The following is a 12,974-nucleotide window of genomic DNA, read 5'->3' as shown; positions in this document are numbered from 1 at the left end:
GCCTTCTGCTCTAATGGCGCCATGATGAATCAGTCTCCCGTCGAAACCGCTCTCAGCCGCGCTATGATCCGCTGGTCCCTGACCAAGTCGACGCCGGTCAAGGAAACCCCGCGCAGCTGGATTTACCGGGTCGAGCAGAATGGCCGCAATTTTGCGGCTCTGAAGATCATCAAGCCCGAAGCCTCGCGCGAAGAGGGCAGGGGCGTGCGCCTCCTTCAATGGTATGAAGGCGATGGCGCTGCCACGGTCTTCGATAGCCATGGTGATACGATATTCATGGAATGGCTCGATGGCGGCACGCTGGGCGATCCGGTCCGCGCTGGCAAGGATGACGAAGGTACCATCGCCATGGCGACTGTCATCGCAAGCCTGCACCGTCCGCGACCCGACGCTCCAGAAGAGCTCCAGCCACTCCGCGATCGCTTCCAGACCCTTTTCGATACCGATGTCCGTGCGTGGCCGCACACGGCGCGCGATCTCTATGCCCGCTCGACCGGCATTGCCCTAAAACTCTTTGATCGCCCCAGCGCCATCGTGCCGCTTCATGGCGATCTGCATCACGACAATGTCCTCAGTTCCGATCGTGGCTGGCTCGCCATCGACCCCAAGGGCCTGCTCGGCGATCCGGCCTATGAGAGCGCCAATATCTTCATCAATCCCGAGCGCGCCGACAAGATCGCCTCCGACCCCAAGCGCATTGCCGCCCGCGCCGATATTCTCTCCCAGCGCCTCGGCTATTCCCGCAAGCGCATCCTCGGCTGGGCAGCCGCTCACGCCGCGCTTTCGGCCTGTTGGGATCTCGACGAGGGCAAGCTCATCACCGGCCAACTCGCCGTGCTGCCCAATCTGCTCACTGCCTATGATCTCGCCTGATCGAACCGGATTTTTCTGATGACGCACTTTTCGCGACGCATGGTTCTCGCCCTTGGCGCTGCCGGCCTGCTCTCGGCCTGTTCGGCCACCATCCCCCCGCTACCGGCCGCCACCTCCGATCGTCCGGAAACCTTGACGCGCGACGAAATCATCGCCGCCATCAATGCCACGCGCAAAGCCAATGGCGCACCGGCCTGGAGCTATAATCCGCGCCTCGAAACGGCCGCACTGTCCCAAGCCCGCCTGATGGCGCGAAAAGATACGCTCAGCCACGATCTCGGCGTCACCCTCCGCCAGCGCGTCACCGAAGCGGGCTATCTCGGCGCCGTCGGCGAAAACGTCGCCAAGGGATATAAGACGCTCCCGACCGTCATCGAAGGCTGGCTCGCCAGCCCCGGCCACCGCAGCACTTTGCTCTCGCCAAAATTCGTGGAATTCGGCCTCGCCACCGCCCGCACCAGCTCCGGCAAACTCTATTGGGCCATGATCGCCGGCGGCAGTTTCGATGCGTGGCGCGCTTAACTCACACGCGAAAACACCAGCACCGTTTCCCGATTGCCATCCCCGCCGGCAATCGGGGATTCGACGCTCACCCGATGCACAAAGCCCTGCGCTTCGACAAAGGCGATCACTTCGGCCATAGCCCGGGCCGACGCCTCCGCGTCGCTGACAATCCCGCCCTTGCCGACAAAATCCCGACCGACTTCGAACTGCGGCTTGAAGAGAATAACTGCCTGCGCCTTCGGCCCACAGAGCCCCAGCGGCGCTTCGAGCACCTTGGTCACCGACACAAAACTCACATCGGAAACGAGAAGATCGACGGGATCGGATATTTCCGCCCGCGAAAGCTCCCGCGCATTGAACCCCTCAAGGCTCACGACGCGCGGATCACGCCGCAAGCTCTCATGCAACTGCTCATGCCCCACATCGACGGCAAACACCTTCGCCGCACCGCGCTCAAGCAAGACTTGCGTGAACCCACCAGTCGACGATCCGATATCGAGGCACACCTTGCCGCCGACATCGATATCGCCCGCATCGAGCCCGGCAATCAGCTTAAGCGCCGCCCGCGACACATAAGCCGCCGCTGGATCGTCGAGCACGATTTCATCATCCGGCCCCACCATCTGGTTCGGCTTTTTCGCCGGCGCGCCATTGATCTGAACCGTCCCGCGCAAAATAGCGTCGCGCGCCCTTGCGCGGCTCGGCAGCAGCCCGCGCTGCTCCAGCGCCAGATCGAGCCTGATGCGCTCGCTCACCCCTCGACCAGCCGCTTGACCTTGGCGAGCGCGGTATCCTGCGCTTCTTCATAGGCAATGGTGCTCTGGAAGGCGCCGTTTTTGTCGATGAGGAAGGTCAGCGCCGTGTGATTGACGAGATAGAACTCGCTCTCGACATCGCCCGCCTTTTCCGAAAAGACCCCAAATGCCGCCTTCACCTGATCGGTCGCCGCCTGATCCCCCACGAGCCCGATAATCGACGGATCAAACCCTTCCACATAGGACTTCACCGCCTCGAGCGTATCGCGCTCGGGATCGACCGTGACGAAAACAATCCGCAATTGCTCAGGCGTCAGTCCCAATTGCACGCGCCATGCCGTAGTTTCGGCCAGCGTCGTCGGGCACACATCGGGGCAAAACGTATAGCCGAAGAACAAGAGCGTCGGCGTGCCGACGAGATCCTTCTCGGTAAACGCCCCGCCCTGCGTCGAATTAAGCGCAAAGCTCTGCCCATTGATCCCGAGCGGTCGAGCGGGCGGCCGATAAAGATAGAGCCACGTCGCCCCCAGCGCCGCCACCGCAACCAGCGCCCACAGCACGATCCGCACATTGCGCAGGGTTTTGTTCGTCGTCATGTTTTTGGGCCTTTAACCCCCACCCGACCTCCCCCTGGTAGGGGGAGGAGCAAAGCCGGTGGCTATGAAATCATCTTGCCCCACGCACCGAAACGTCCCTCCCCCTCTCAGGGGGAGGCTAGGTGGGGGTCGTCGCAGAAAAAACTAATTCGCGTCGAGCGGCTCAGTGCCCACGGCCTTACCCTCACGGCTCAGCGTAATCTTCTCAATTCTTGCTTCCGCAGTCTTGAGCAGCATTTCGCAATGCGCCTTCAGCGCTTCGCCGCGCTCATAGATGGCGATGGATTCAGCTAGCGGGGCGCGGCCGCTTTCGAGCTTTTGCACGATCTGTTCGAGCTGCTCCAAAGCCGCCTCGAAGCTCAGGGCTTTGACGTCGTCCGCGTTCATTTCGGCCATGGTGCATCCTACTCGTTAAATCGTCCTGCCGTGCCGCCCATCAGCATGGCGACGTGCTGGCGCACGCCTCCGGCAAGGCCCGTGAGGTCATAGCCACCTTCGAGCAGCGACACAATCCGATTGGCGCAGCGCCTTTCGGCGACATCCATCAACTTCCCCGTGATCCAGCTATAGTCCCCGTCTTCCCATTCGAGCTGGGCCAGAGGATCGAGTGCATGGGCATCGAACCCAGCTGAAATGAGGATCAGATCCGGCGCGAAATTATCGAGCGCCGGCAGGATCACCTGATTATAGGCTTCGCGCATGGCGAAACCATCGGTTTCGGGTTTGAGCGCCGTGTTGACGATATTGCCGACCCCGTGCTCGCTCGGGTGCCCCGTGCCGGGAAAGAGCGGCATCTGATGGCTCGAGGCGTAAAAGACGGTTTTGTCGGTCTCGAAAATATCCTGTGTGCCATTGCCGTGATGCACGTCGAAGTCGATGATCGCGACGCGCTCCGCGCCATATTTCCGCTGCGCCTCGCGCGCCACGACGGCCACGGTGTTTATGAGGCAAAAGCCCATCGGCCGATCGATCTCGGCATGGTGCCCCGGCGGGCGAATAGCGCAAAAGCCATTGTCGACCTCGCCGAGCAATACCGCATCAAGCGCTGCCAGCGCCCCGCCGAGCCCGGTCGCCGCCGCAGAGAGAGACTTGGCCGAGATGAACGTATCGCTATCAAGCTGCCCCATGCCCTCGGCCGGTCGCGCCGCGCGAAGCTGGGCCATATAGCGCTCGTCATGCACGAGTTCAGCCAATGTTATGTCGCCATAAGGCGCATCGCGCCGCACCAGCGGCGCAAAATGCTCATGCGCTAGCGCCTCGTTGACCGCCGCGATACGCTCCGCCCGCTCGGGATGGCCCTGCGGCGTCTGGTGGTCGGCAAAATTGGGCTGGCTGACGAGAAGCGTTGTCACTTGTGGCCTTCGGGGTTTTCAGAAAAGCGGCATAGCACTTTTCCGTTCCGAATGCGCGCCGCTTGACGTTGGGATCGCCACTTGCCAAACACCGCCCATGAGCACCATTTCCGATGAAGAGGCTATCGCCACCGCCGCCGCGCGCCTGCGCTCGGGCGGGCTTGTCGCCTTCCCCACCGAGACCGTCTATGGCCTCGGCGCCGATGCGACCAATGCCGATGCGGTGCTCTCCATCTACGAAACCAAAGGCCGCCCACGTTTCAATCCATTGATCGCCCATGTCGCCGATCTGGATATGGCCGAAAAGCTCGCCGTGTTTTCCCCGCTCGCGCGAAGATTGGCCGAAAAATTCTGGCCCGGTCCGCTCAGCATCGTCCTGCCGCTACGCCCCGGTCACGGCCTGTCCGATGTCGCTACGGCCGGCCTTGATACCGTCGCGCTGCGCATGCCCGATCATCTGATCGCCCTCGCCTTAATCCGCGCCACCGGAAGACCACTCTCGGCGCCCTCCGCCAACCCTTCCGGAAAACTCTCGCCTACCACGGCCGAGCAGGTCACCCGCGGCTTTGCCGGCAAAGTCCCGGTGCTCGATGGCGGCCCCTGCCAGGCCGGCGTTGAATCAACCATCGTCGCCGTCGATGGCGAAACTATCATCCAGCTCCGCGCCGGCGCACTCGCCCGTCGCGATATCGAACAAGCCTTTGGCCTAAAAGTCGCCCTCGCCGAACAAGGCGCCAAAATCTCCGCCCCCGGCATGCTCCTCAGCCACTACGCCCCCAACGCCCACATGCGGCTCAACGCCACGCCTCAGCCCGGCGACGCCTTTTTGGCATTTGGCGATGCGCCGGATTTCGCGGGCGAAACCCGCAACCTCTCCCCCGCCGCCGACCTCCACGAAGCCGCCCGAAATCTCTTTTCCATGCTGCATGAATTGGATGGCACGGGCGCAAAAATGATCGCCGTGGCGCCGATACCGGATGAGGGCTTGGGCGAAGCGATCAACGACCGCCTGCAAAGAGCCGCCGCGCCGCGGGGATAGGGACGCCCACCCCTTCCATCCTCACCCCACCCACGCCGTCATTCCCGCGAAAGCGGGAATCCCCTCTCCGTGCCGCGATGAGATTCTCGCTTTCGCGGGAATGACGCAGTGCTAGTGTCGAAGCGTCAGGAGGCAGTCGTGCAGAAGGAATTCTACGTCTACATCCTCACCAACAAGACCAAGTCGGTTGTCTATACCGGCGTGACCAGCGATCTCGTCGGCCGGGTCTATACCCATCGCAACGACTTGGTTGCAGGCTTCACCCGCCGATACCGCGTGCATAATCTCGTTTGGTATGAACATCAGGGATCGGCGGATGGCGCCTTTGCGCGCGAAAAGCAGATCAAGAAGTGGGAGCGCGCCTGGAAGGATGAGCTGATCTCGGCGATGAATCCCGAATGGCGGGATCTCTACGACGAAATCGCAGAGCACTGGGGCTGAGCGCGTTACATCCCGTTATGCACCGACCAGCCCACCTCCACCGCGTCATTCCCGCGAAAGCGGGAATCTCAATCTGCCAAAGAGGAGATCCCCGCTTTTGCGGGGATGACGCCGTGATGGAGGTTCCGCTTGCTATACAGCCGCCCCCTAATCCCGAACCTTATAAGGCTTCTGATCCCGCATGAATCGTGCGAGCGCCTCAAGGTCCGGATCCCCGCCAGGCGGCAAGACCACCCGCAGGTTCACATAGAGATCGCTATCGCCATAAAGCCCCTTGTTCTTGAGGCGCAGGGCTTTGGCCGTATCCACCCCGGGCGGCAGGTTCAGTTCCACCGAACCATCAAGCGTCGGCACGCGCACCTTGGCCCCAAGCACCGCTTCATACAGCGTGATCGACACATCAGTGCGCAGGTCATTCCCGTCGCGGCGGAATACCTTTGATTTCTCAAAGCGCACCGTGACCAAAGCGTCGCCTGGCTCGCCAAAGGCATTCGGCGTGCCCTGGCCCTTGAGCCGGATCTGCTGGCCTTCCTCGACTTTTTCGGGAAGCTTTACCGACAGCATCTTTCCCGTCGGCATGCGCACCGGCACCGAAGCCGCCTTGTGCGCGTCTTCGAGCGAAACCGCGACGGTAACAACCACATCGTCGCCCTTCATCCGCGCCTGCGCACCAGCGCCAGCACCGCCAGCGCCCATTCCGCCGGCAAACGGGTCCCATTGTGCGCCGCCAGCGCCCGGCCTTGCGCCGCCCGTCCCGTTGCGGGGCTGGCCGCCAAAGCCGCTCATGAATTCCTTCAAGATGTCTTCGGCCGAAAAGCCTCCCGCGCCAGCGGCACCGGGCCGGGCGCCGCGCGCGCCGCCGCCGAAGCCGCCATTGCCGAAGCCGGCAAAGCGCGGATTGCCGTCGCCATCGATCTCGCCGCGGTCGAATTGGCCGCGCTTTTCGGTGTCGTTCAACAGGTCATAGGCATGGGTCGCCTCGGCGAACTTGTTGTGCGCCGAAGGATCATCCGGATTCTGGTCGGGGTGATATTTCTTGGCCAGCTTGCGATAGGCGGACTTGATGTCCTTCTCGCTTGCGGACCGCGGCACCCCAAGCACGGTGTAAGGATCGCGCATTTGGTCCAATCTATCTGGGTCGGGCGTTGCTTCGCCCACAATTGCAGTCCTATATGGCGACGCCCCATGGCCTTGTCCAGTTTTGCGGGGCGCAAAAGCGCGGGAATATGACGATGTTGCAGACGCTCACCGAACGCCTTTTCGATGATGGCAATCGCGAGGACCTCGATCCCTTTGCCGTTTTCGAGGAATGGTTTGCTTTGGCGCATGAAAGCGAACCCAACGATCCCCACGCCATGGCCATTGCCAGCGCCGATACCGATGGCCTGCCCGATGTGCGCATGGTGCTGCTCAATGCGCGCGACGAGCGCGGCTTTTGCTTCTTCACCAATTTCGGTTCCGACAAGGGAAGGCAATTGCAGGCCAATCCCAAGGCGGCCGCCGTCTTTCACTGGAAGTCGCTGCGCCGCCAGATCCGCCTCCGTGGCCCAGTCGAAGTCGTCAGCCCGGCTGAAGCCGACGCTTATTTCGCCTCCCGCCATCGCGGCAGCCAGATCGCCTCGGCCGCCTCGCTGCAATCCCGTCCGCTCGAAAACCGCGCTACGCTCGAAAGCCGCGTCGAAGCGCTGACCGCCGAAATCGGCGATGGCCCCGTCATCCGCCCCGATCATTGGTCCGGCTTCCGCATCAAGCCGCTGATGATGGAATTTTGGAAGGACGGCCAATACCGCCTCCACGATCGCGTCCGCTTTACCCGCGAAGCCGTCGACGGAACCTGGCAGAGCAATCGGCTTTATCCCTGATAGTGGGAAGCCGTTCCGTTCAGGGTCGCGAAACACCTTTGCCGTAAACATAGCGCCAGCAAGGGAATGGCCTCTTCGTGCGCATATTGATCAGAACGTCGAAAACGGCAATCTGGGCTCGCCGCTTGGGCAGCCTTGCCATTCCGCTCGTCGTGCTGCCGGTGGCTATGCACCATCTGGGCCTGATCGATTCCCCGAGCTTTCTGATCGTCATGATGGCGGCGCTGGCGGTTTCGGCGCTGGCGGTGCTCGTCGCCGTTTTGGCGCTGATCCGGCTGTGGTTTTCCGGCGATCAGGGTTGGATGAAGGCGCTGTCGGGCCTCTTCCTCGGGCTCATCTGCCTCGCGCCTTTCGGCTACTATGGCTATCTCGCCTATCGCTATCCGCCGGTCACCGATATCGCGACGGTGGCGCGCGGCGAACTGCCGCTGCTCTTCCTGCCAGACACGGCAAAAATGCAGCCGCCGATCCTCCTTACCCCGGACGATCAGGCCCGCATCTTCCCCAATGCCACGACGCGCACCTATCCGCTCGATGCCACCCAACTCTTCGGCATCGTCGACAAACTCGCCATCGCCCAGGGCTGGGACATCCGCCGCAAGGTCGAGCCGACAGCCGACGCGCCTGGCCGCATCAATGCACGGATCACGACCATTCCCGGCTGGCGCGAAGAAGCGGTTCTTCGTGTGTCCTCAACGCCCGGCGGCGCCAGCGTCGATATGCGCTCGGCCTCGATCAATGCGCCGCACGATTTCGGCTCGAATGGCTCGCGCATCGAAGATTTCATGATCGCGCTCGATAATGAAGTCACGACGCTTCTGCGCGATAACCCAACCGCTAATCAGCCGACGCCCGCCGATGACGACGAGCCCGCGCCCGCCGTCGAGGGCGAATAAGGTCTAGCGCTTCCGCACGAATTCGGTGCGGAGGACCAGGCCCTTGATCGCGTCATGGCGGCAATCGATTTCTTCGGGATTGTCAGTCAGCCGGATCGATTTGATCACCGTGCCCTGTTTCAGCGTCTGCCCGGCGCCCTTGACCTTGAGGTCCTTGATCAGCACCACGGCATCGCCATCGGCGAGCACGGTGCCCGACGCATCGCGCACCACGGCCGGGCCCGCCGCAGCAGAACTCACCTCCGAAGCCGGCCGCCATTCGCCTGTCGCTTCGTCATAAATATAGTCGTCATTGTCTTGGGTCATGCCCGGCCTATGGCATTTCGGTGCCGCCCTATCAAGCGGTCAGCACCCGCCGCACTGCATCGTCCCAGCCGGCCACCTTGGCATCACGCTCCGCTGCGTTCATTTCCGGCTCAAAGCGCTTGTCCCGCGCCCAGCTCGCCGCAAATTCATCCATGCCCGGCCAGACGCCCGCCTTCATGCCCGCAAGCCAGGCCGCACCCAGCGCAGTCGTTTCCAAAATCGTCGGCCGATCGACCGGTGCATCGAGCACATCGGCGAGAAACTGCATGGTCCAGTCCGAAGCGACCATCCCGCCATCGACGCGCAGCACGGTTTCTTCGTCCGCCGTCCAATCCTTGCGCATGGCTTGAAGCAAGTCCCGCGTCTGGTAGCAAACCGCTTCGAGCGCCGCGCGGGCAATCTCGGCCGGCCCGGTATTGCGGGTAATCCCAAAAATCGCGCCCCGTGCCTCGGCATCCCACCAGGGCGCCCCAAGCCCGACAAAGGCTGGCACCATATAGACGTGCTGCGAGGGATCCGCTGTCCGCGCCAGCGGCCCGGTTTCACTCGCGTTCTTGACCAGCTTCAGCCCATCGCGGATCCACTGCACTGCCGCGCCCGCAATGAAAATCGAGCCCTCAAGCGCATAAATGGTCTCGCCATTGAGCCGATAGGCAATTGTCGTCAGCAGCCGGTTTTCCGACCGCACCATGTCTTTGCCGGTATTGAGCACCGCAAAGCAGCCCGTGCCATAAGTCGATTTGACCATGCCCGGCTCGAAACAGGCCTGCCCGATCGTCGCCGCATGCTGGTCGCCCGCCACCCCGAGAATCGGGATTTCCGCGCCCAGCAGCGCCTTGTCGGTCACGCCGAAATCATCGGCGCAATCCTTGACCTCCGGCAACAGCGCTGCCGGCACGCCCAGGATATCGAGCAGTTCATCATCCCACTGATTGCGCCCGATATCGAACATCAGCGTCCGCGCCGCATTGGTCGCGTCGGTCGCATGCATCTTGCCCCCTGTCAGGCGCCAGATAAGGAACGTGTCGACCGTGCCAAAAGCCAGCTTGCCTGCCTCCGCCTTTTCCCGCGCCCCATCGACATGCTCGAGCAGCCATTTGACCTTGGTGCCGGAAAAATAGGGGTCGAGCAGCAGGCCGGTCCGCTCGGTAAACAGCGCCTCATGCCCCGCATTGCGCAAATCCGCACAGATCGCGGAGGTGCGCCGGTCCTGCCAGACCACGGCATTATGGATAGGCTTGCCCGTCTCCCTTTCCCAGATCACCACCGTCTCGCGCTGATTGGTAATGCCAATCGCCGCGATCGCATCCGCGCCGATCTTGGCCTCGCTCAGCGCCGTCTTGATCGACCACAGCACAGACTCCCAGATTTCCTCCGGGTCATGCTCTACCCAGCCATCCTGCGGAAAGATCTGCGTAAATTCCTTCTGGCCAACGCCGACAATTTTTCGCGCGCCGTCGAATACGATAGCCCGGCTCGACGTCGTGCCCTGGTCGATGGCTAGAATGAATTTGGTCATAAATTTCTCCTCCGCACGGTCTACCCCTCGCCCCTTGTGGGAGAGGGACAGATTTTCTGCGTTCAGCAGAAAATCAGGGTGAGGGGTATTCTATCCTCCGCAGAGGAGTTAGTGGCGAAATAGCGGACCCCTCATCCGCCCTTCGGGCACCTTCTCCCGCAAGGGGAGAAGGAGGGCCGGTGATTAGTTCCGGCTCCCGAGATAGTTCTCAAGCCCCGCAATGTCGTCTTGCCCAACCCTCAGCCCCAGCTTCGTCCGCCGCCAGAGCACGTCCTCCGCTTTCCGCGCCCATTCGTGCTCGACGAGATAATCCACCTCCGCCGCATAAAGGTCAGCCCCAAAATGCTGCCCGAGTTCGCCAGTGGTCTTGCGGTCCGCCAGCAAAATCCGCGCCTTGGTTCCATAAAGCCGCATCAACCGCCGCAAGAACGACTTCGGCAGGTCGGGATAATCGAGCCCCAGCCGGCGCACTTCTGCGTCAAAACTCTGCGGCCCGAAGTCGCCGCCGGGCAGGGTGCTTTTCTTGGTCCAGGCCGGGCGCTTCTTGCCCAGGACATCTTCGATCTTTTCAAGGACCGATTCCGCCAGCCGCCGCGAGGTCGTCAGCTTGCCGCCAAAGACGTTGATCACCGCGCCCGTCGCCTTGTCGCCCTCGGTCTTGAGCACATAATCGCGCGTCGCTTCCTGCGCTTCGCTGGCGCCATCGTCGAACAGCGGCCGCACGCCCGAATAGGTCCAGACGATCTGGTCCCTGGTTACCGGCTGCGCGAAATATTCGCTCGCCGCCGAGAGCAGGTAATCGGTCTCCTCGGCCGAGATTTTCACATCTTTCGGATCGCCCTTATAGTCGCGATCCGTCGTGCCGATCAGGGTGAAGTCATTCTCATAGGGAATGGCAAAAATGATCCGCCCGTCGCCATTCTGGAAAATATAGCAGCGGTCGTGGTCATAGAGTTTTTTGACGACGATATGGCTGCCCTGAACCAACCGCACATTATGCGCGCCGTTTTTGCCCATCACGCCATTGATGACGCTATCGACCCACGGGCCCGCCGCATTGACGATCATTTTGGCGCGCACGGTCTGCATCCCGTCTTCGCCATCGAGCACAATGGTCCAGGCGCCGTCCTCGCGCCGCGCACTCGTCACCTTGGTGCGCGCATAGACCTTGGCCCCACGATCTGCCGCGTCGCGCACATTGAGCACCACGAAGCGTGCATCGTCGACCCAGCAATCGGAATATTCAAAGCCCAGGCGATAGCCGGGTTTTAGTGGCTTGCCCGTCGCGTCCCGCGTCAGGTCGAGGGTCTTGGTCGGCGGCAAAAGCTTGCGCCCGCCCATATAGTCGTACATCGCAAGGCCCGTGCGCAGCACGAAGGCAGGCCGCAATCCCTTGTGGTGCGGCAGCACGAAACGGAGCGGCCAGATGATGTGCGGCGCCGCAGCCCAGAGGATTTCGCGCTCCGCCAGCGCTTCATGCACGAGCCGGAATTCGTAATGCTCGAGATAACGCAATCCGCCATGAATGAGCTTGGTCGCCGCCGAGCTGGTGCCCGAGGCAAAATCGTTCATTTCCGCAAGGCCAACGGTATAGCCGCGCCCGACCGCATCGCGCGCCACACTCGCCCCATTGACGCCGCCGCCGATGACGAACAGATCCAGCACCGCATCACTCATGGCCATCTCCTGCATTATGTTTCGTATATAATGCTTTTACTTTCGTTTTAAAACCGAAATTGGTTCGCTTTAACCTGTGAAACTTCCATACAAGTTCGCAGTTGACCCAGGGATTTTGGGAGCGTACGGCTCGCCCAATCCCTGCGCCAGGATCGGCTGGACGAATGCTCGACATCATCTATGTGATCCTGCCCATTTTCGCGTTGATGGCCCTTGGCTATATCGCGGTCTTGCGTCGCCTTTACCCGGCTGAAGGCGTCAAAAGCCTGATCGCTTTCGTGAACAATTTTGCGACACCCTGCCTACTCTTCCACTCGATTTCGACCAGCGATTTCCGCTCGGCCTTCAATCTCTCGATAATCGGGCCGTTCTACCTCGGCGCCTTCGTCTGCTTTGCCCTCGGCATCCTCATCGCCCGTCGCGGCTTCAACAATCGCCCCGGCGAAAGCGTCGCCGTTGGCTTTTCCGGCACCTTTACCAACACAGTGCTTGTCGGCCTCCCCATCATCACCCGCGCCTATGGCTCCGACGCGTTGCCCGTCATCCTTTCCATCATCGGCCTCCACGGCGCGATCCTTCTCACGCTCGGCATGGTCACGATGGAATTGGTCAAGCGCGATGGCCAGCCGCTCGGCAAGACGCTCCTCGTCGCCATGCGCCGCGTCGTCTCCAATCCGCTGATCTGGGGCATTGCCGCGGGGATCATCGGTTCACTGCTTGAAATCCAGCTCATCGAACCGGCCGAAGCCTTCTTCGTCATGATGAGCCAGGCCGTCGTCCCCGCCGCCCTTTTCGGCATTGGCGGGGCCTTGGTCGAATTCAAGCTCTCGGAAAACTGGAAGCAGGCGCTCTTCGCCTCGCTGATCAAACTGATCGTCCACCCCGCCATCGCCTATGTGCTGATGATCTGGGTTTTGCACGTCCCGATGGACATCGCCCGCTACGGCATCTTGCTATCTGCCATGCCGGCGGGGGTGAACATCTACGTCTTCGCAACCTATTACGATCGTGGCGTCAGCGTTGCCACCAACACGATCCTGATTGCCACGGTGCTCTCGGCCCTGACGATTTCGGGATGGCTGTTTATTCTGGCGCTGTGAGGTTAGTCGAAACACCCCCTCCCAGCCTCCCCCATCAAGGGGAGGTGCCGACCT

The 12,974-nt window shown here is 61.8% G+C and carries 14 protein-coding genes and 1 pseudogene; 7 read left to right on the top strand and 8 right to left on the bottom strand.

The annotated features are described in order from the left end of the window. Positions 1-24 precede the first annotated feature (24 nt). Entirely contained in the window at positions 25-873 is an 849-nt protein-coding gene (locus DevBK_RS10900) for an aminoglycoside phosphotransferase family protein (RefSeq protein WP_317185445.1), read from the top strand. A gap of 18 nt (positions 874-891) precedes the next feature. Then, entirely contained in the window at positions 892-1,395 is a 504-nt protein-coding gene (locus DevBK_RS10895) for a CAP domain-containing protein (RefSeq protein ID WP_317185444.1), read from the top strand. Here the strand turns inward: DevBK_RS10895 and DevBK_RS10890 are convergent. From DevBK_RS10890 to DevBK_RS10875, 4 genes are all read right to left on the bottom strand, one after another. Beyond that, entirely contained in the window at positions 1,392-2,132 is a 741-nt protein-coding gene (locus DevBK_RS10890) for a TlyA family RNA methyltransferase (protein WP_317185443.1), read from the bottom strand. The genes DevBK_RS10895 and DevBK_RS10890 overlap by 4 nt on opposite strands. Further along, the gene (locus DevBK_RS10885; protein WP_317185442.1) at positions 2,129-2,728 is read right to left on the bottom strand and encodes an SCO family protein; all 600 of its coding nucleotides are present in this window, start codon (positions 2,726-2,728) and stop codon (positions 2,129-2,131) included. The genes DevBK_RS10890 and DevBK_RS10885 overlap by 4 nt, the downstream gene beginning before the upstream one ends. Positions 2,729-2,872: 144 nt before the next feature. Beyond that, positions 2,873-3,124, bottom strand: a complete 252-nt coding sequence (locus tag DevBK_RS10880; RefSeq protein WP_061907722.1) for an exodeoxyribonuclease VII small subunit — start codon at positions 3,122-3,124, stop codon at positions 2,873-2,875. An 8-nt stretch (positions 3,125-3,132) separates the two neighbouring features. Next, positions 3,133-4,080: a histone deacetylase family protein gene (locus DevBK_RS10875; protein WP_317185441.1), complete on the bottom strand. Its 948-nt coding sequence runs from the start codon at positions 4,078-4,080 to the stop codon at positions 3,133-3,135. Positions 4,081-4,177: 97 nt separating this feature from the next. Between DevBK_RS10875 and DevBK_RS10870 the strand changes: the two genes are divergently transcribed. Both DevBK_RS10870 and DevBK_RS10865 read left to right on the top strand, forming a co-directional pair. Next, positions 4,178-5,119, top strand: coding sequence for an L-threonylcarbamoyladenylate synthase (locus DevBK_RS10870; protein WP_317185440.1), 942 nt, complete (start codon positions 4,178-4,180; stop codon positions 5,117-5,119). A gap of 138 nt (positions 5,120-5,257) precedes the next feature. Then, on the top strand, positions 5,258-5,560 hold the full coding sequence (locus DevBK_RS10865; protein ID WP_317185439.1) for a GIY-YIG nuclease family protein: 303 nt from the start codon (positions 5,258-5,260) through the stop codon (positions 5,558-5,560). Between the two features lie 147 nt (positions 5,561-5,707). Here DevBK_RS10865 and DevBK_RS10860 read toward each other — a convergent pair whose 3' ends face one another. Beyond that, on the bottom strand, positions 5,708-6,679 hold the full coding sequence (locus DevBK_RS10860; protein ID WP_062629400.1) for a DnaJ C-terminal domain-containing protein: 972 nt from the start codon (positions 6,677-6,679) through the stop codon (positions 5,708-5,710). A 113-nt stretch (positions 6,680-6,792) separates the two neighbouring features. Between DevBK_RS10860 and pdxH the strand changes: the two genes are divergently transcribed. Together pdxH and DevBK_RS10850 are read left to right on the top strand one after the other, a co-directional pair. Next, positions 6,793-7,422 (top strand): pyridoxamine 5'-phosphate oxidase, encoded by a 630-nt coding sequence (pdxH, locus tag DevBK_RS10855; RefSeq protein WP_317185438.1) that lies wholly within the window; start codon positions 6,793-6,795, stop codon positions 7,420-7,422. A 77-nt stretch (positions 7,423-7,499) separates the two neighbouring features. Continuing rightward, positions 7,500-8,318: a DUF1499 domain-containing protein gene (locus DevBK_RS10850; protein WP_317185437.1), complete on the top strand. Its 819-nt coding sequence runs from the start codon at positions 7,500-7,502 to the stop codon at positions 8,316-8,318. Positions 8,319-8,321: 3 nt separating this feature from the next. Here DevBK_RS10850 and DevBK_RS10845 read toward each other — a convergent pair. The 3 genes and pseudogenes from DevBK_RS10845 to glpD form a co-directional block, all read right to left on the bottom strand. Then, positions 8,322-8,636: pseudogene (locus DevBK_RS10845) on the bottom strand (alkylphosphonate utilization protein); the annotation flags it as partial. 19 nt (positions 8,637-8,655) lie between these two features. After that, positions 8,656-10,143: a glycerol kinase GlpK gene (gene glpK / locus DevBK_RS10840; RefSeq protein ID WP_317185436.1), complete on the bottom strand. Its 1,488-nt coding sequence runs from the start codon at positions 10,141-10,143 to the stop codon at positions 8,656-8,658. 183 nt (positions 10,144-10,326) lie between these two features. Then, complete coding sequence (gene glpD / locus DevBK_RS10835) at positions 10,327-11,820, bottom strand: glycerol-3-phosphate dehydrogenase (protein ID WP_317185435.1); 1,494 nt, start codon at positions 11,818-11,820, stop codon at positions 10,327-10,329. A gap of 164 nt (positions 11,821-11,984) precedes the next feature. On the opposite strand from glpD, the gene DevBK_RS10830 reads away from it, so the two are divergent. After that, positions 11,985-12,920, top strand: a complete 936-nt coding sequence (locus DevBK_RS10830; protein WP_317185434.1) for an AEC family transporter — start codon at positions 11,985-11,987, stop codon at positions 12,918-12,920. Positions 12,921-12,974 lie beyond the last annotated feature (54 nt).

Origin of the sequence: Devosia sp. BK (assembly GCF_032907385.1) — a bacterium.
Taxonomy (GTDB): domain Bacteria; phylum Pseudomonadota; class Alphaproteobacteria; order Rhizobiales; family Devosiaceae; genus Devosia.
Note: the sequence above shows the minus strand (reverse complement) of the source record. Positions and strands in the feature narration are given on the sequence as shown.

Excerpts from the sequence above, each read along its gene's own strand:
- DevBK_RS10900 (WP_317185445.1), top strand. The coding sequence starts at position 25 with ATGAATCAGTCTCCCGTCGAAACCGCTCTCAGCCGCGCTATGATCCGC.
- DevBK_RS10895 (WP_317185444.1), top strand. The coding sequence starts at position 892 with ATGACGCACTTTTCGCGACGCATGGTTCTCGCCCTTGGCGCTGCCGGC.
- DevBK_RS10885 (WP_317185442.1), bottom strand. The coding sequence starts at position 2,728 with ATGACGACGAACAAAACCCTGCGCAATGTGCGGATCGTGCTGTGGGCG.
- DevBK_RS10880 (WP_061907722.1), bottom strand. The coding sequence starts at position 3,124 with ATGGCCGAAATGAACGCGGACGACGTCAAAGCCCTGAGCTTCGAGGCG.
- DevBK_RS10870 (WP_317185440.1), top strand. The coding sequence starts at position 4,178 with ATGAGCACCATTTCCGATGAAGAGGCTATCGCCACCGCCGCCGCGCGC.
- DevBK_RS10860 (WP_062629400.1), bottom strand. The coding sequence starts at position 6,679 with ATGCGCGATCCTTACACCGTGCTTGGGGTGCCGCGGTCCGCAAGCGAG.
- pdxH (WP_317185438.1), top strand. The coding sequence starts at position 6,793 with ATGTTGCAGACGCTCACCGAACGCCTTTTCGATGATGGCAATCGCGAG.
- glpK (WP_317185436.1), bottom strand. The coding sequence starts at position 10,143 with ATGACCAAATTCATTCTAGCCATCGACCAGGGCACGACGTCGAGCCGG.
- glpD (WP_317185435.1), bottom strand. The coding sequence starts at position 11,820 with ATGAGTGATGCGGTGCTGGATCTGTTCGTCATCGGCGGCGGCGTCAAT.
- DevBK_RS10830 (WP_317185434.1), top strand. The coding sequence starts at position 11,985 with ATGCTCGACATCATCTATGTGATCCTGCCCATTTTCGCGTTGATGGCC.